This window comes from Asticcacaulis sp., assembly GCF_035497195.1.
GTDB lineage: Bacteria > Pseudomonadota > Alphaproteobacteria > Caulobacterales > Caulobacteraceae > Asticcacaulis.
This window is the reverse complement of sequence record NZ_DATJDZ010000027.1, coordinates 67,500-83,269: the sequence shown is the minus strand read 5'-3', so window position 1 is coordinate 83,269 and position 15,770 is coordinate 67,500. Positions and strand designations below refer to the sequence as shown.

Sequence of the window (15,770 nt, the reverse complement as noted above, 5' to 3'; positions counted from 1 at the left end):
TAGGCTTTGAAAAATAAAAATTCAAAGTGTTACCGCTTGGCCGGGCAAAGCCGGAAGCAGTTATCAGGCGGCTTCAGTTTGGGCCTCCGCATAGACCAGCCGGGCGTGACGGATCTGATCATGATGATCGGCGGCCCATTTCATCAGCCCCATGAGAGCGGGCATCATCGATTCGCCGAGCGGCGTCAGGCGGTATTCGACCGAGGGCGGCAAGGTGGGGAAGACATGCCGGCTGACCAGCCCATCGCGTTGCAGATCGCGCAGGGTCTGGGTCAACATACGTTGCGAGATATCCGGCACGGCGCGTTTCAGTTCGCCGAAACGATGCGGGCGAGCACCGAGCGCTACCATCAGCAGGCTCGACCACTTATCACCAATATGATCGAGCACATCGCGCACCGGACACTTACTGCTGTCGACCTTCCCGCCGACCTGGATCATGATTCCCTGCATTGCTTCGCGCAGGACAGGCGTAATATGTGGTTCCTTCAAGGTAACTATCTCCCGTCAAACTGCCGTCTTTACAGACCGGCGCAACGCTCTATTTTAAATCAAGTCTCATTTAGTAACCATATATCACAAAGGAACCATCATGTCCAATCTGCTCGTCACCGGTGCCAATGGCAAGCTCGGCCGTCACGTCGTCAGCCTGCTGCTGGAAAGCGGTAAAGATCACATCATCGCTGCCTCGCGCGACACCGCCAAACTGGCCGATCTCGCCGCAAAGGGCGCCGAAACCCGCACCGCCGATTTCGATGACGCCGCTTCGCTGGCCGCCGCCTTCAAAGGCGTCGATCGCATCCTGATCATCTCGACCGACTCGCTCGGTTCCGGCCAACGTCTCAGGCAACACCTCGTCGCCGTCAAGGCCGCCACGGACGCCGGCGCCGAAATCATCTACACCTCTATGCCAAAGCCCGAAGGCTCGGCCGTCATCTTCGCCCCCGATCATGCCGGCACGGAAAAGGCCGTCATCGCCAGTGGCCGCCCCTATACGGTCCTGCGCGACGCCTGGTATCAGGAAAACCTGCTGTTGAGCCTGCCCGGCGCCTTTGCTTCGGGCACGCTCTATACCTCCGCTGGCGAAGGCAAGCAGGCGCATGTTTCTCATGCCGATGTCGCCCGCTCGGCCGCCGCCGCGCTCAGCAAGCCCTCGACCAACGAAATCCTGACGCTTACCGGCCCGGAACTGTTCACCACCAAACAGATCGCCGCCCTGGCGTCCGAAATCGCGGGCAAGCCGCTGGCCGTGGTCGACCTGACCGACGAACAACTGGCCGGCGGCATGAAGGCGGCGGGCGTGCCGGAAGTCCTCATCCCCATGCTGGTCTCGTTCGACACCACCACCCGCGAAGGCGGCTTCGATATCCTGACCGGTGATGTCGAAAAACTGACCGGCCGCAAACCCGAAACCCTGCGCGCCTTCTTTGAAGCCAACAGGGCGGCATTCTAAACTATACCTCCCCACCTTTGGTGGGGAGGAGGACCACGCGGGCATTGCCCGCGTGGTGGTGGGGTTTCTTGCCTAGGTCACGCACACAGGCTATCAAGCGACCATGCGCATTCTTCCCGTCGACCCCCGCCATATCCCGGCCCTGTCGCAACTGGCGATAGAAACCTTCAAAGAGACTTTCGGCCATCTCTATCCGCCGGAAGACCTCAGTGCTTTTCTGATCAAATCCTATGCGCCTGTGCAACTGGAAATAGATCTTGCCGATCCGGCGCAGTTCTGGCGCATCGTTTATGACGGCGATGACGCGGTGGCCTATCTGCAATGCGGGCCGGTCGGCCTGCCCCACCCCGATGCCGATCCGAAGCACGCGGGCGAACTGAAGCGCCTTTACGTCCATTCCAGCCAGCAGGGAAAGGGACTCGGCAAGTGGCTGCTGACCATCGCCATCGACTGGATGACCGAAACCTATCCCGGCAATCCCCAGTGGATCGGCGTGTGGAGCCAGAACCACAAGGCGCAGGCACTCTACAACGCCTGCGGTTTCGAACGGGTCGGAGAATACCAGTTCGCGGTCGGGCAGACGCTCGATGACGAATTCATCCTGCAGCGGCCTTAAGCTTTGCAAATATCCATGAAAGCCTGTTCCGCGCGAGTGCCGCTGCGCTCTTTCAAGCGGACCAGATAAAAGGATCGCGGCGGCAGGCCGATCTCTCGCCCCTGTAGCAAACCCGCCCGGATCGCCCGCTGCGCCACCAGTTCGGATTGCAGCGAAACACCCAGTCCGGCCTCGACCACGCCGCGCACCGCCTCGTTCGATGGCAGCTCCATAACGATATTGCCGGCATCGAGCTTTAAATCCATTCCGCCGAGATAATCTTCCAGAATATGCCGTGTGCCCGACCCCGCCTCGCGCACGATAAGGCGAAAACCGGCCCAGTCCGCCTGGGTCAGCCTGTCCGGTAAGGCAAAACCGACCGGCGTGATCAGCACCAGTTTGTCGCCGGTCAGCGGGGTTATGGCCAGGCGCGGATCGTCCGGCCGCCCCTCCACCACCGCGATATCCGCCTCACCCGCCAAAACCTGCACCACGGCGCGGTCAGTATTGCCGATCTCAAGCTCCAGGGTCAGACCAGGATAGGCGGCGTGAAACCGCGCCAGCCGTTCCGGCAGCCAGAAATTGGCGACCGTCTGGCTGGCGGCGATCTTCAATATCCCGCGCAGACCGCCGGTCACTTCATGCAGGGTCTGTTCGGCTTCCCGCGCCCGCGCCAGCACCGCCCGCGCCTCCGGCAGGAACAGACGCCCGGCTTCGGTGAGCGCGATGCCACGCCCGATGCGGTCAAACAGCTTCGTGCCGTAACGGGCTTCCAGTACCGCGATGGCCGAACTGACCGCCGATTGCGTCAGGTTGAGCACTTCCGACGCACGGGTCAGATGTTCGCGCTCGGCAACGGCGATGAAGATGCGTAACTGTTCTAAAGTCATCTTTCAGGTTTAGGCGAAAGCCAGGGTCAGGCCCAGTGTAAAAAGCGAGATAAACAGCGTCCCCAGTGCGCCGAGCACAAGCGGCGCCCAGCCCTTCGCTTTCAAGGCGGCGACATGTGTCTTCAAACCCATCGCCCCCAGGGCCACGGCCAGCAGGAACCCGGACACCTGCCCGCCTAGGGCCGTCAGTTCATGCGGCAGGGCAAACAGGCTGTTCACCGCCACCAGAGCCAGAAAACCGACAACGAACAAGGGCATCCCCACGCCGGCATTTCCAACCGCGGCTTTCCGCCGGCCGAAACGCAGCCCCATCACCAGCGGCGCCAGCAACAGGATGCGCGTCAGCTTGGCGACCGTGCCGGTTTGGGTAGCCTCCGGCCCGATCTGCGCCGTGGCGCCGACCACCTGCGCCACCTCGTGGATCGAAGCCCCGGCCCACAGGCCATAACGGCGCGAATCCAGCATCAGGAGATGATCAATCAGCGGATAGAGCAGCATGGCTGCCGTGCCAAACAAAGTGACCATAGCCACTGCGTAGGCGACGTCCTCATCCTCCGCGCCGGTCGCCGTGTTGACCCCCGCCACCGCCGAAGCGCCGCAAATGCTGGTGCCAGCCGCGATCAGTTCGGCCAGTTTGGGCGCCACGCCAAGCGCGCGGCCAAGCGCGCGGATCGTCAGGAAACTGACCGCCAGACCGATGGCCACAACGGCAAACCCGGTCCAGCCGATGGCCGCGATCTGTCCGAAACTGACCTGCAAGCCCAGCAAGGCGACTGCCCAGCGCAACAGGCTGCGTGAGGAAAAGGCGATGCCCGCCTCCATCCTTTCCGGTATTTTGACCGCATGGGCCAGGAAAAGCCCGAAGACGGCCGCCAGGATCGCCGGCGACACCACATTCATATGCGGTAATTGATGGAGCCCGAAGGCCAGCCCGCCGATCAGCGCCGCGATAACCACACCGGGAAAAATTTCCGGCAGGCGAGCCGGTTGTCGGGTGGCGATGTCGGTCATGAACGCGGCTTTCAGTCTGTCTGATTGCTCCGTTTCTAACCGCTTACCTTCATTCGATCCAATGGATTGAATTTATAAAATCGTTCGGTAAATTTTATTTATTACGCAACCACAGGATCAGCGGCCAGGCATAGCCTTCGTTTTTCAGGCTGGTGATCACCTGTAGCGGATTGAGCCAGACCAGTTCATGATCGACCTCACATTTCAGCGCCGGATTAATGCCGGTTTGCAGGACCTCGAAGATATGACTGTGGTTGTTATAGGGCGTGCCATCCTCGTGGATGATATAGTGCATCAGGTCGGCAACCGGACGGACCACCTCGACCACCAGCCCGGTTTCCTCGCCGAATTCGCGCACCACCGCCTGCGCCGGCGTCTCATCGCCATCCGCCGCGCCGCCGGGGAAATCATAGCTGTAATTGTCATAACCAATGCGAACGCAGGCGATCAGGCCGTCCCGCGCCAGTATGCCATAGCCGCCGGTGCGTGGTCTGTAGGTCAGAGACGGGTCAAAATGGCCGAACTGCTTAATCGTCGCCATACAGAACTTCCCACGGATCGGCGATCCTGCCACCAACGAAGTCATCATAGCTACCGGTCTTGTAACCCACCTGCATCGTCTTGGAATCGCGCCAGGCATCGAGCAGCGAGTCGCGCAGATCGCCGGCGCCACGTCCCAGGCGCTCCACCATGAAGGCCTTGCCCCGCGGATCACCAGCCCCGAAGCCGCCGTCCTTTTCCATCTGGTACATCGGCACCAATTTGGCGAAGCTCGGCTTGAAGCGGGCGGTGACGCAGGTCATGATCGGCGCCGTGCATGGCGTATAGTCCCCCATCGCCGCCTTGATATCGTCTTCCTTGACGGTATCGTGGATATAGGCGCCTTCAAGCGGTGAGTGGACCTTCTCCGTGGTAAAGCCGTTCGGATTGGGGAAGTCACCCCAGCCATTATAGTGGATGCTGAGGTGCATCGGATTGGTCGAGTCGCCGACATAGTGCGCCAGGATGCCAATATCACGCAGCGTCAATTGTTCGCGGCGGGCGAGATCGGCCTTGTACCAGGCCTTCTTCGCCCTGTCGGTTTCGCGCGCTTCGACAAAGGTCAGGACACGCCAGAAAGCCATGTCCTTGACGACCTGCTGATAGGCGTCAACCGTGGCGTAAGGCAGGTAACCGGCTTTGTACGGCTCAATGCCCTTGGCGCGAACGGCCGCCTCGTAATCGGCGCGATTGGCCGGCAGGTTATCGAGCGAAATGCCGGCCAGCGTATTGCTGTCGTCATCCAGATCGATGAAATGGGCGATATCGCGGTCGTTGTCGTGAACCTTGCCGGCGCCGCGCCAGCGGTCGGGCTCGCGGGCATATTCGCCAACATCGGCAACCGCCTGCGGCGTGCGCAGGAAGGTCGGCATATAGTCCGGCAGCGATTTAAGCGCCATTTCGCCGATCATGCGGTGGCCCGATGAGCCCCAGGCCCAGGCGCCGCCAGCCAGGGCCGAACCGATCAGCAAAGACGCCAGCAGAGTTTTAAAACGCATTGATTGCCCCTTTAAATGCCCCGGACATTTCGTAACTTAGTCCGTTTCAGGCGCCAGCGTGACCTCAAGACCGTTTAGATCATCGCGCATCAGAATCTGGCAGGAGAGACGTGAATTGCGCTTCACATTGAAGGCTTCATCGAGCTTTTCATCTTCCTCGTCGGATTTCGGCACCAGCTTGTCCTGCCACGCATCGGCGACATAAACATGACAGGTGGCGCATTCCAGGCAGCCGCCGCACTCGGCCTTGATCGGCAGACCGTTGTCACGGATGATTTCCATGATCCGCCAGCCTTCGAGCGCCGGCAGGGTATGGACCACGCCTTCGCGGTCGGTACAGATGATATGCAGCTCTTCGTCGCTCATGCCGGCTCTCTGGTTCACTGAAAGATAAGGTCTTGCGTGTGCGTTTAAAGAGCCGGCCCCGAAATGCCAAGCCATAAATGCCAGCCCTTTGCGTCAGCCAGGCTTAACCGCGCAAAGACCTCAGTTGCAGTTCGTGAAGATAGGCCGCCACGTCATGCTGGGCGGCGTTCATGGCCGATTTGATCTTTTCCAGCCGGAAATCCGCCCCCTCGGCGTCGCCGCGCTCGGCCGCTTCCGCCGCCGCCGCCAGCAGTCCCGCGCCGATCCCCGCTGCCGCGCCCTTGATGGTATGGGCCGCATCGCGCCAGCCGGCGTGACCCGTTGTCAGCAAGGGTGACCATAGCTCGCATTGTTGCTGGAAGATGCGCAAGACCTCCTCCATCACCACGGCGTCATTCAGGGTATAGGCTTCGAGGTGGCCGAAATCGACCGCGCCGGTGACGTCACGCAAGGCCATGTGTCTCTCTCGCAAGGAATCAGGGAGATCACTGTGGTACGTCCGACCGCTTGCGGCAAGCCGGATTGAGATCAGTGCATGAGGGTCGGGATATATTTTGCGGACAATACCGGCAGCAGGTAGATGAATTCCAGCAGCAGGACCGCATACATGGCCCCCAGAACCGGGCGTCCGCCACGGATATTATGCACGATGCCGGCCACCAGCGGACCACTGACAGGGCCGAGGAGAAAATAGGGCGCGAGACGCTTGATCCTGGCCAGCATGGGACAGCTCCTGATTACATTGGCAGGTAATCAGGTTTCGGGACAGCCCGCCACTCTTTGTTAACAACAGGTTAATAATTCTTGTGGAATACGCCCAAAACGGGAAATAGTTAACCTTAACATCGCCTGATCGATGTAAGCGGGGTAGCGTGTTTTGCGAATTTCGCTATGGTGCGCGGCAACAATAACAAGCCACACTGGATGCCATGCTCACGCCCCTCTCCCGTTTCCTTGCCGAACAATCCGCCCCAGACTCCCTGCGTCAACTGATCAAGGCCGTCGCCGACGCCTGCCGCGATATCGGCCATGCGGTCAATACCAGCGCCATCGACGGCCTGACCGGCGCGCTCGAACAGGAAAACGTTCAGGGCGAGGTGCAGAAAAAGCTCGATGTCATCGCCAATGACATGATGTTAGATGCCAAACGCTGGGGCGGCCATGTGGCCGCGCTCGTCTCAGAAGAAATGGAAGAGATTTATCCGTTGTCGGGTGGCGAATATCTGCTCGTCTTCGATCCGATTGACGGTTCCAGCAATGTCGATGTTAATGGTGTGGTCGGCACCATTTTCTCCATCCTGAAAGCCCCCGAGGGCGAGGTGACCGAAGCGGATGTGCTGCAACCGGGCCGCAGGCAGCTAGCCGCGGGATATGCCATCTACGGCCCGCAAACCACCCTGGTTCTGACTCTGGGCGCCGGTGTATCCGCCTTTTCGCTGGATCAGAAAACGGGCGACTGGCTGATGACCGTACCGCAGATGACCATCCCGGCCAGCACGCGCGAATTCGCCATCAACATGTCAAACCACCGCCACTGGATGCCGCCGGTCCGCCGCTATATCGACGAATGCCTGGCGGGAAAGACCGGCCCGCGTGAGGCCGATTTCAATATGCGCTGGCTGGCCTCGATGGTCGGCGATGTCCACCGCGTGCTGACACGCGGCGGCATCTTCATGTATCCGGTCGACAGCCGTAAGGGTATCGGCAAGCTGCGCCTGATGTACGAGGCCAACCCCATCGCCCTGCTGATCGAACAGGCCGGCGGTGCGGCGACTGATGGCGTCAATCCGATCCTCGATATCCAGCCTGACGCCCTGCACCAGCGCATAGGCGTAGTGCTGGGGTCACGCGAAGAAGTCGAACGCGTCGCCGCCTATCACAAAGCCTAGGCTGTCTCGATCTTTCGGGCGATGATCCGGCACTCATAGGCCGTCGTCCACTGATCGGTGGGGGTCTCGAAACGCACCGTCACCTTGCCCTTGCCCGCCAGATCGGGCATCGGATAGGTTTTGACTGTGCGCGCTACCGTGGCCTCGCCCGGCAGGGTTTCATGCGCCAGCACCTGACCGTCGATCAGGATGTTGAAGCTTTTGTTGTGATCGCTGCCATTATAGCTGACCTGTAAATCGAGCGGCCCCGGCTTTACGGCCATGACAAACTGGAAATAGCCCTTGTTGATCATGCGCCCGCGCTCAGCGATGTGGCTGACGGCGGCGGTGTTGGGCGTGCCCTCAAACGCGTGATCGGTTTCCGGCTGTTGTTCGCCCAGGCGGATGGAATCGACCGTGCGACGCAGAATATCCGCTTTTTCAGCGGCGGCGGCGCGATAGCCGGCTTCCGCTTTCGGCCATTCGGCGGGCGTGAAGCGGCGGAAATAGACAGCGGTGCGGTTATGGTGCTGACCATAGAAGGGCTTCACCACCAGTTTGTCCGGCTGTCCGTGTGTGCCGAGGCTGAAGGTCTCGCCTGCCCGCACCAATACGCCGTCATTGCTGTCGGCAACGACCGCCGGATCGAAGCCCTCCCACGGCTTGTCACTCGGCCCCAGATCGGCGGCCAGAACCAGTGGCCCATTGAGGAAGGCCACCATCCGGTCATCGTCGGGCATGGTTTCGGCATGGACGGCCATCGGCAGAGTGAGACCAATGACATCGCCGGCCTTGAGTGTGGTCAGGACAAGATAACCGTCCTGCGCCTGGGCGGGCACAGCCTTGCCGTTCACCGTCAGTTTTGGGGCCGCGCACCAACCCGGTACGCGCAGCGCCAGTTCAAACGGCGACCGGGCCTGGCTGACGCGCAAGGATACCGTCTCTTTCAACGGGAATTCCGTATCCATGTCTAGCTTGACGCCTTTTTCCGCCCAATCAAGGGTCGAGGCATAATAGAGATTGACCAGCACGCGGTTGTTTTTGCGCCACCAGATGCTCTCGCCGTGCTTGGAATGACTTTCCATCCCCGAACCGACACAGCACCAGAAATCATTATTCGGCGAGGAATGCACCCGACCATAGCCAGAGGCCAGCGGCGTGAAATAGGTGAACATGCCGGTCTGCGGGTCCTGCTGCGACATGATGTGATTGAGGTGAGCGCGCTCAAAGAAATCGAAATAGCGGGCGTCTCCCGACCAGCCGTACAGGTGGCGCGTCAGTCTCAGCATATTATAGCTGTTGCAGGCCTCGCAGGTCTGCTGGCCCAGGCGTTTGGAGAGCTTGCGCGGCTCGCCGAAATGTTCGTATTCCGAATTGCCGCCAATGACATAGGAGTGATCCTTGGTCACCGTTTCCCAGAAGAACAACGCCGCCTTGGCGCTGTCCTGACGGTGCTGGTCGGTCGGCGCCACTTCGTACAGGCGCGCCAGGCCGACGACCTTGGGAATTTGCGTATTGGCGTGCTTGCCGGCCAGTTCATCACGGCCCGCCGCCAGCGGATCAAGCACGGCGCGGTGGCGGATACGTTCGGCCAGGGTCAGCCAGCGCTTGTCGTTGGTGCGGGCATAGAGTTCGGCATAGCACTCATTGATGCCGCCATGTTCGGCCCGGAAGATCTCCTGAAGCTGAGCATCGGACAGGCCCTCAAAAATCCGGCCAAGATAATCGGCCAGCCCCAGGGCGACCTGAAGCGAGGCCAGATCATCGCAATAGTGATGGGCGTCCAGCGTGCCCGCCAGGACCTTGTGATAGGTATAGATGGGCACCCAGCCGCCATTGAGGTCGAACCCTTGCGTGCGGATATCGCCGCGGCGGATTTCCTCAAAGATCACCTTGCCATCGACGGTCTTGCCGTTACGGTCGACATTGGTGCCGCCGGCATAGCCATCGCCGTTTTTCGCCTGCACGGCCGCCAGTTCACTGGTAATATAGAGCGCGCGTCGTTTGAACTCAGGCTTGCCGGTCTGCGCATACATCAGGCTCAGGGCCGACTGATAATGGCCCAGGCTATGGCCGGCGATACCCCGCGCCTCCCAGCCGCCATAAAGCGCGCCCTTTGGCTCAAGTCCGGCATAGAGACGGAAATTATGCAGAAAGCGATCAGGATCGAGCGACAGGAGATAGCGCTGATTGGCTTCGATCGAGGTCAGAAAAAGCGAGGGTTTCAGCCGCACGGCCGACAGGGAAAACGGTGTGACCGCGGCCACATCGGCCTTGCCAGAGGCAAGTGCCTTGCCGGTAAAGCCGGCGACGGCCGTTAGTCCGGCGGCGGACGCCAAAGCGGTGCGGCGTGAAAATGTCAACATGAGGCAACTCCCTGCGACCGCGCTTTCCGCGCGTGTCCATAAGCCTATCGATCACGATACGGCCACGGGAGTCAATACTCATACAATTGAAGAAACGGCCTTCAATCTTCAGGTATATCATAAACCAGGCGGACCATGCCCGGAAAAAGACCGCGATAATACTCCGGGCCAAAGCGCGCCCTGACCTCGAAGCCGAGCCTGCCCATGGCGCGTTCCACGACAAGATTTCCGGCAACGCCCGTACTGCCAACGGATTTGTAGCCACGCGCCTTCGCCCGTTCGATGTGCGCCTTAACCATGTGGCGGTAGAGCAAACGCCCGCGCAGGTCGGCGCGAACGGCGCCGAATTCCAACAAATATTCCCCTGGATGCTGCAATTGCGGCGCTGTGCCAAAAAAGCCGAAAAACGATACATATTTACGCCAAAATCCCTGCGCCGTTTCCTTGGACCAGTTCAAATTTGCGGCAACGCGCTCGAAACCCTCGGCTGTCAGCGGACGTAAATCCGGCTGATTAGCAAAATAGGCGCCCATCACGCCGCCCGGCGCCCCGTCGTCATCTTCAAGGATAAAAAAGCTGTCAAGCTGCCCCCAGTTGCTGGCTTCGTTCAACAGCAGGGCTTCGTGAAAGGACACAGGGTCAACGCCTGTCCCCTCCAGGGCAGCATCGAACATACCGTGGCCCACAACCGGCAGCATGGATTCATACATCATTTCAGCCAGAAAACGATGATCGCTAACGACAGCAGGGCGAACACTGATTGACATTGGTTTTATTCCGATGAGGAGCTTTTAACGGATATGCCACAGAGTCGCAAAAGTTGCACTGCACAAACATAAAAAAATAACACCATATGCCTTTTGAGCGCGTGGCGATTCGACTTGACGGGCCAGCGTTTTGAAAACCATTTCCATTTTCCATTCTTCCGGATACAATATACTGCGCTATTGCCTCATAAGGAGTGTTCATGACTTCGCTTACAGGACGGCGGCTACGCGGGCGCCCGCGTGAGGACAAGCCGGAGGCAAAGACCAATCAGTCATTGAAAAAGGCGCTCGACCTGCTGAAATCGCTCTCCGATCATGATGGCTTGACCCTGACCGAGTTGGCCGACAAGACCGCCCTGCCGCCTTCGACGACCCACCGCCTGCTCAGCACACTGGCAGATCATGATCTGGTGACGGTCGATGAGGTCAGCCAGAAATGGTCGATCGGCATAGAGGCCCTGCGTATCGGCATGGCCTTCCAGCGCCGCAACAAGATTTTGCTGGCGGGGCGCCCCGCCATGACAGACCTGATGGAAGCGACCGGCGAAACCGTCAACATGGCGATGCTTGATGGTTACGAGGTCGTCTTCGTGTCGCAGGTCGAATGTCATGAGCCGATCCGCGCTTTCTTCGGCATTGGCCAGCGCCGCGCCATCCATGCGTCCGGCATCGGCAAGGCGCTGCTGGCGGAAATGCCGGCGGAACGGATCGAACCCTTTTTGCGTGGCCGACCTCTTGCCCGCTTCACGCCGGCGACGATTACCGATCCTGAGTTACTCCGCAACGAGCTGGAGACGATCCGCCGGCGCGGCTGGTCAATCGATGACGAGGAAGCCAATCCGGGGATGCGCTGCATCGCGGCGGCCGTGTTTAATGAATTTGGCGAGGCCCGAGCGGGGATATCGCTCTCCGGTCCTTCGGCGCGCCTGACGCCGGATCGTTTGCCCGAACTAGGCACGCACGTCCGCGCGACCGCCGACAGGATTACGCAACTGATTGGCGGCCATCTGCTGACCTAAGCAGGCACCATTGCTGCCTGTTTGGCTTCGCGGCGGCGCTTGTGCAGGATGAATTCAGTATAGCCGTTGGGTTGTGACGCGCCCTGAAAAACCAGATCGCAGGCCGCCTTGAAAGCGATGCCGTCGAAGCCCGGCGCCATGTTGATATAGGCCGGGTCACCGGCATTTTGCCGGTCGACCACCTGGGCCATGTGCTTCAGCCGCGCCAGCACCGTTGTCTCATTGATCAGGCCATGCCGGAGCCAGTTGGCGACATGCTGGCTGGAAATCCGCAAGGTGGCGCGGTCCTCCATCAGGCCGACATCGTGGATATCCGGCACCTTGGAACAGCCGACGCCCTGGTCGATCCACCGTACGACATAACCCAGCAAGCCTTGCAGATTGTTGTCCAGTTCCTCGGCGATCTCCTCCGGCGAATAGTTCCGATCGGCCAGCGGCGGGGTCAGGATATCATCGACCGAGGCGCGCGGGCGTTTGGCGGTTTCCATCTGAACCGCCGCGACATCGACCATATGATAATGCAGGGCGTGGAGCGTGGCGGCCGTCGGTGACGGCACCCAGGCGGTCGTGGCGGCGGCCTTCGGATGGCCGATCTTCTGCGCCAGCATATCCTTCATCATATCCGGCGCGGCCCACATGCCCTTGCCGATCTGGGCATGTCCCGGCAGGCCGCATAACAGGCCGATATCGACATTGGCGTCCTCGTAGGCCTTGATCCACCTGGCGTTCTTGATATCGCCCTTGCGCATGATCGGCCCCGCCTGCATTGAGGTATGGATTTCGTCGCCGGTGCGGTCGAGAAAGCCCGTATTGATAAAGAAAACCCGCTCGTGCGCGGCCTCTATACAGGCCATCAGATTGACACTGGTGCGGCGTTCTTCGTCCATGATGCCGATTTTCAGTGTGTTCGCCGGCAGGCCCAGCGCCTGTTCGGCAAAGGCGAAGGTCTCGACGACGAAGGCGACCTCCTCCGGTCCGTGCATCTTCGGCTTGACGATATAGGCGGAAGCCTTGCGGCTGTTATTGCCGGCATCGTGGCGCGCGATCAGAGCGGTAACCATCAGATCGACCAGACCTTCCGGCGCCGCCCTGCCCTCCGCATCGCGCACCATGTCGATATACATATGCAGGCCGACATTGCGCGACAGCATCAGACTGCGACCGTGCAGGGTCAGTCCGCTGCCATTCGGTGCGGTATAGGTGCGGTCCGGATTGAGGGCGCGCGTCAGGGTCTGCCCGCCCTTTTCAAAGCTTTCGCTCAAATCGCCCGTCATCAGGCCCAGCCAGTTGCGGTAAAGACCGATCTTGTCCGCCGCATCGACGGCGGCGACGCTGTCTTCCATATCCATGATCGCCGACAATGCGGCCTCCATGACAATATCGGCGACACCGGCCGGATCGTGACGCCCCACCGGACTATTCCGGTCGATCAGGATATCCATATGCAGTCCGTTATGGCGCAACAGGACCGATTTGGGCGCATCGGGCGCACCAGTATAGCCGGCGAATTGGGCAGGGATTTGCAGGCCGATAGCCTCATCCGGTGTTTGCGCGACCAGTGTACCATCGGAGACGGTATAGGCTGTCACATCGGCGTGGCTTGCGCCGGCCAGAGGCACGAATTGATCCAGCCACGCCCGCGCCTGTTTTTGCACCAGGGCGCCACGTTCGGCATCGTAACCCCGCGTGGCAACGGATGGCGCGATAGTGTCGGTGGCGTAGAGCGCATCATAGAGACTGCCCCAACGGGCATTGGCGGCATTCAAAGCATAGCGGGCGTTCGAGACGGGCACGACCAGTTGCGGACCGGCCAGCCGGGCGATCTCATCGTCGACATTCTGCGTGGAAACCTGAAAAGCCGGCGGTTCCGGTTGCAAATAACCTATTTCACGCAGGAAATCCTTATAGGCCGCGGCATCAAAAGCGTTACCACTATGCCAGTCGTCGATCCGCGCTTGCAAATCATCCCGATGCGCCAGAAGCGCGGCATTACGCCCGCTGAACGTCGCTAGCAATCCCGCCAATCCCTGCCAGAAGGCATCAGCGCTTACGCCTGAACCCGGCAAGGCTTCATCGGTAATAAAGCGATGCAATTCAGCATCAATGGCATAGCGATCAAAGGCGATATGGGCCATGGGATATCTCCGGAAACGTATTCAGGAGTATGAACCACATGGCCCAAAGGTCAATTTTTCTGAAAATTATTTCCGTTTTTGAAAATAAATACAAACAGATTGTATTTATTGCGGAATTTATTTTCCATAAATACCGTCTATTGCAGATTGACGAACAAGCCGCCATCGACCAGCACATGGGCGCCGGTCATATAACCCGCCAGATCGGAGGCCAGGAAGACCACGACCTTACCAATATCGGCTGGCTCGCCCAGGCGACCGAGCGGAATGCGCTTTTCCATATAGTCGCGCTTGGTGACATCGGCCAGGTCTTCCTTGTTGATGTCGGTTTCGATCGTCCCCGGCAGCACCGAATTGCAGCGAATGCCATATTTGCCCAGCGCAATGGCGGTCGATTGCATCAGCGAGTGCATACCGGCCTTGGTCGGCGTGTAATGGGTCTGCATCTCGCCACCGACGAGCGCTGAGATCGAACTGATGGCGATCAGCGAGCCGCCTGTTCCCTGCTTCACCATCTGGTTGGCGGCCGCCTGGCACATGTAATAGGTGCCCATCAGGTTGACATCGACCGTGCGTTTGACGACTTCCACCGGCATATCGAGGAAGCTGTGGAACGGGCATATGCCGGCGTTCGAGACCATGTGATCGACCCCGCCCAAACCTTTGACCGCCGCCTCGATAAAGGCCGGCGCGCTTTCCGGCAGCGACACGTCACCGATATAGACGACCGCCTTGCGGCCCAGGCCTTCGATCTCTTTTACAAGGCTATCGACGGATTCCGACGGCGCGGAGGCATTGATGGCGATATCGGCGCCATGCTTCGCGCACTCAAGGGCAGCGCCCCGGCCTATGCCGCGCGATCCGCCTGTGATCAGAATCCGTTGTCCCTGTAAAAGCATCTTAAGCCCTTATGATTTGAGGTTATTTTCGCTCCAGCCGAATTCATGCGAAATGGCGTGGACGGTGGCGAGCACCTGTTCGGTGAGCGCGGTCATGCGAGCGTCATCCATATATTGCGCGGCCGAGGAGACGCTGATCGAGCCGATGATCTTGTTGCCGGCGTCGCGGATCGGCGCGGCCACGCAGCGGATGCGATCCTCGTTTTCTTCGAGATCGTAGGCGTAGCCTTGCGCGGCGTAATCGCGCATCCGGTCCATCCAGGTCTCGAAATCGACGCGGTAGCCCGGCCATTCGCGGCTTTCTCGCATATAGACCGCCGCCATTTCGTCCTCGGTCGCGTCAAGCAGCAGGGCCTTGCCGATGCCAGTGGAACGCAGGGGCTGGCGTTCGCCGATGCGCGAACTGATTTCGATGCGGCGGCTGCCCTGCACCTTATCGAGATAGAGCGCGCGTTCGCCGTCGAGAATGCCGAGGTGGACCGTATCGCCGGTATCGAGCGACAGGGCCAGCAGGTGATCATGGGCGATTCGCGGCAGGTTCATCTGGCGCGAGGCGAGATGGCCGAGTTCGAGCAGTTTCGGGCCAAGCGAATAGCCGACACGGGGCGTGAAATTGAGGAAGCGTTGCTCCACCAGAGTCGTCGCCAGCCGATGCGTCGTTGATCGTGTCAGGCCCAGCACTTCGGATAATTGCGGCAGGCTGCGGGCATTGGCGGCGACCGCCATCATGACGTCGAGGCCGCGCACAAGCGTCTGCGCACCGGCGAGGGATTTGCCCGCGCCCGCCTCTGTTTCCGGTAAATTATTCATTGACGCGGTTTGTTTCATTATTTAATGCTCATATCTAAAGTATGGGATGAATT

17 protein-coding genes are annotated in these 15,770 nt (G+C 59.9%); 4 read left to right on the top strand and 13 right to left on the bottom strand.

Annotated features, from left to right (window positions below):
- Nucleotides 1–63: 63 nt before the first annotated feature.
- Nucleotides 64–492, bottom strand: a complete 429-nt coding sequence (locus VL130_RS16250) for a helix-turn-helix domain-containing protein (protein WP_325364428.1) — start codon at nucleotides 490–492, stop codon at nucleotides 64–66.
- Nucleotides 493–592: 100 nt separating this feature from the next.
- Here VL130_RS16250 and VL130_RS16245 point away from each other — a divergent pair, with 100 nt between their 5' ends.
- Complete coding sequence (locus tag VL130_RS16245; RefSeq protein ID WP_325364426.1) at nucleotides 593–1,453, top strand: SDR family oxidoreductase; 861 nt, start codon at nucleotides 593–595, stop codon at nucleotides 1,451–1,453.
- Between the two features lie 103 nt (nucleotides 1,454–1,556).
- Nucleotides 1,557–2,069, top strand: a complete 513-nt coding sequence (locus VL130_RS16240; RefSeq protein ID WP_325364424.1) for a GNAT family N-acetyltransferase — start codon at nucleotides 1,557–1,559, stop codon at nucleotides 2,067–2,069.
- Here VL130_RS16240 and VL130_RS16235 read toward each other — a convergent pair.
- The 7 genes from VL130_RS16235 to VL130_RS16205 all read right to left on the bottom strand — a co-directional run bounded on the left by VL130_RS16235 (nucleotide 2,066) and on the right by VL130_RS16205 (nucleotide 6,576).
- Nucleotides 2,066–2,938, bottom strand: coding sequence for a LysR family transcriptional regulator (locus tag VL130_RS16235; protein WP_325364422.1), 873 nt, complete (start codon nucleotides 2,936–2,938; stop codon nucleotides 2,066–2,068). The genes VL130_RS16240 and VL130_RS16235 overlap by 4 nt on opposite strands.
- 9 nt (nucleotides 2,939–2,947) lie before the next feature.
- Nucleotides 2,948–3,949: a YeiH family protein gene (locus tag VL130_RS16230; protein ID WP_325364421.1), complete on the bottom strand. Its 1,002-nt coding sequence runs from the start codon at nucleotides 3,947–3,949 to the stop codon at nucleotides 2,948–2,950.
- Between the two features lie 94 nt (nucleotides 3,950–4,043).
- Nucleotides 4,044–4,490, bottom strand: coding sequence for an NUDIX domain-containing protein (locus tag VL130_RS16225; protein ID WP_325364419.1), 447 nt, complete (start codon nucleotides 4,488–4,490; stop codon nucleotides 4,044–4,046).
- Nucleotides 4,477–5,487, bottom strand: a complete 1,011-nt coding sequence (locus tag VL130_RS16220) for a hypothetical protein (protein WP_325364417.1) — start codon at nucleotides 5,485–5,487, stop codon at nucleotides 4,477–4,479. The genes VL130_RS16225 and VL130_RS16220 overlap by 14 nt, the downstream gene beginning before the upstream one ends.
- Nucleotides 5,488–5,523: 36 nt before the next feature.
- The gene (locus VL130_RS16215) at nucleotides 5,524–5,853 is read right to left on the bottom strand and encodes a 2Fe-2S iron-sulfur cluster-binding protein (protein WP_325364415.1); all 330 of its coding nucleotides are present in this window, start codon (nucleotides 5,851–5,853) and stop codon (nucleotides 5,524–5,526) included.
- A gap of 103 nt (nucleotides 5,854–5,956) precedes the next feature.
- The gene (locus VL130_RS16210; protein WP_325364413.1) at nucleotides 5,957–6,310 is read right to left on the bottom strand and encodes an Hpt domain-containing protein; all 354 of its coding nucleotides are present in this window, start codon (nucleotides 6,308–6,310) and stop codon (nucleotides 5,957–5,959) included.
- Between the two features lie 71 nt (nucleotides 6,311–6,381).
- Entirely contained in the window at nucleotides 6,382–6,576 is a 195-nt protein-coding gene (locus VL130_RS16205; RefSeq protein ID WP_325364411.1) for a hypothetical protein, read from the bottom strand.
- Nucleotides 6,577–6,782: 206 nt separating this feature from the next.
- Between VL130_RS16205 and VL130_RS16200 the strand changes: the two genes are divergently transcribed.
- Entirely contained in the window at nucleotides 6,783–7,742 is a 960-nt protein-coding gene (locus VL130_RS16200) for a class 1 fructose-bisphosphatase (RefSeq protein WP_325364409.1), read from the top strand.
- Here VL130_RS16200 and VL130_RS16195 read toward each other — a convergent pair.
- On the bottom strand, nucleotides 7,739–10,087 hold the full coding sequence (locus tag VL130_RS16195; RefSeq protein ID WP_325364407.1) for a glycoside hydrolase family 127 protein: 2,349 nt from the start codon (nucleotides 10,085–10,087) through the stop codon (nucleotides 7,739–7,741). The genes VL130_RS16200 and VL130_RS16195 overlap by 4 nt on opposite strands.
- 101 nt (nucleotides 10,088–10,188) lie before the next feature.
- A complete protein-coding gene (locus VL130_RS16190; protein WP_325364405.1) occupies nucleotides 10,189–10,854 on the bottom strand; it encodes a hypothetical protein in 666 nt (221 codons plus the stop codon).
- A gap of 200 nt (nucleotides 10,855–11,054) precedes the next feature.
- Here VL130_RS16190 and VL130_RS16185 point away from each other — a divergent pair, with 200 nt between their 5' ends.
- Entirely contained in the window at nucleotides 11,055–11,873 is an 819-nt protein-coding gene (locus VL130_RS16185; RefSeq protein ID WP_325364403.1) for an IclR family transcriptional regulator, read from the top strand.
- Here the strand turns inward: VL130_RS16185 and VL130_RS16180 are convergent.
- The 3 genes from VL130_RS16180 to VL130_RS16170 form a co-directional block, all read right to left on the bottom strand.
- On the bottom strand, nucleotides 11,870–14,008 hold the full coding sequence (locus VL130_RS16180) for a malate synthase G (RefSeq protein ID WP_325364401.1): 2,139 nt from the start codon (nucleotides 14,006–14,008) through the stop codon (nucleotides 11,870–11,872). The genes VL130_RS16185 and VL130_RS16180 overlap by 4 nt on opposite strands.
- A 137-nt stretch (nucleotides 14,009–14,145) precedes the next feature.
- Nucleotides 14,146–14,907 (bottom strand): SDR family NAD(P)-dependent oxidoreductase, encoded by a 762-nt coding sequence (locus VL130_RS16175; protein ID WP_325364399.1) that lies wholly within the window; start codon nucleotides 14,905–14,907, stop codon nucleotides 14,146–14,148.
- Between the two features lie 9 nt (nucleotides 14,908–14,916).
- Nucleotides 14,917–15,717 carry an IclR family transcriptional regulator gene (locus VL130_RS16170; protein ID WP_325364397.1) on the bottom strand — a complete coding sequence of 267 codons (801 nt, stop codon included), beginning with the start codon at nucleotides 15,715–15,717 and terminating at the stop codon, nucleotides 14,917–14,919.
- Nucleotides 15,718–15,770 lie beyond the last annotated feature (53 nt).

Excerpts from the sequence above, each read along its gene's own strand:
- VL130_RS16245 (WP_325364426.1), top strand. The coding sequence starts at position 593 with ATGTCCAATCTGCTCGTCACCGGTGCCAATGGCAAGCTCGGCCGTCAC.
- VL130_RS16240 (WP_325364424.1), top strand. The coding sequence starts at position 1,557 with ATGCGCATTCTTCCCGTCGACCCCCGCCATATCCCGGCCCTGTCGCAA.
- VL130_RS16235 (WP_325364422.1), bottom strand. The coding sequence starts at position 2,938 with ATGACTTTAGAACAGTTACGCATCTTCATCGCCGTTGCCGAGCGCGAA.
- VL130_RS16230 (WP_325364421.1), bottom strand. The coding sequence starts at position 3,949 with ATGACCGACATCGCCACCCGACAACCGGCTCGCCTGCCGGAAATTTTT.
- VL130_RS16225 (WP_325364419.1), bottom strand. The coding sequence starts at position 4,490 with ATGGCGACGATTAAGCAGTTCGGCCATTTTGACCCGTCTCTGACCTAC.
- VL130_RS16220 (WP_325364417.1), bottom strand. The coding sequence starts at position 5,487 with ATGCGTTTTAAAACTCTGCTGGCGTCTTTGCTGATCGGTTCGGCCCTG.
- VL130_RS16215 (WP_325364415.1), bottom strand. The coding sequence starts at position 5,853 with ATGAGCGACGAAGAGCTGCATATCATCTGTACCGACCGCGAAGGCGTG.
- VL130_RS16210 (WP_325364413.1), bottom strand. The coding sequence starts at position 6,310 with ATGGCCTTGCGTGACGTCACCGGCGCGGTCGATTTCGGCCACCTCGAA.
- VL130_RS16205 (WP_325364411.1), bottom strand. The coding sequence starts at position 6,576 with ATGCTGGCCAGGATCAAGCGTCTCGCGCCCTATTTTCTCCTCGGCCCT.
- VL130_RS16200 (WP_325364409.1), top strand. The coding sequence starts at position 6,783 with ATGCTCACGCCCCTCTCCCGTTTCCTTGCCGAACAATCCGCCCCAGAC.
- VL130_RS16195 (WP_325364407.1), bottom strand. The coding sequence starts at position 10,087 with ATGTTGACATTTTCACGCCGCACCGCTTTGGCGTCCGCCGCCGGACTA.
- VL130_RS16190 (WP_325364405.1), bottom strand. The coding sequence starts at position 10,854 with ATGTCAATCAGTGTTCGCCCTGCTGTCGTTAGCGATCATCGTTTTCTG.
- VL130_RS16185 (WP_325364403.1), top strand. The coding sequence starts at position 11,055 with ATGACTTCGCTTACAGGACGGCGGCTACGCGGGCGCCCGCGTGAGGAC.
- VL130_RS16180 (WP_325364401.1), bottom strand. The coding sequence starts at position 14,008 with ATGGCCCATATCGCCTTTGATCGCTATGCCATTGATGCTGAATTGCAT.
- VL130_RS16175 (WP_325364399.1), bottom strand. The coding sequence starts at position 14,907 with ATGCTTTTACAGGGACAACGGATTCTGATCACAGGCGGATCGCGCGGC.
- VL130_RS16170 (WP_325364397.1), bottom strand. The coding sequence starts at position 15,717 with ATGAATAATTTACCGGAAACAGAGGCGGGCGCGGGCAAATCCCTCGCC.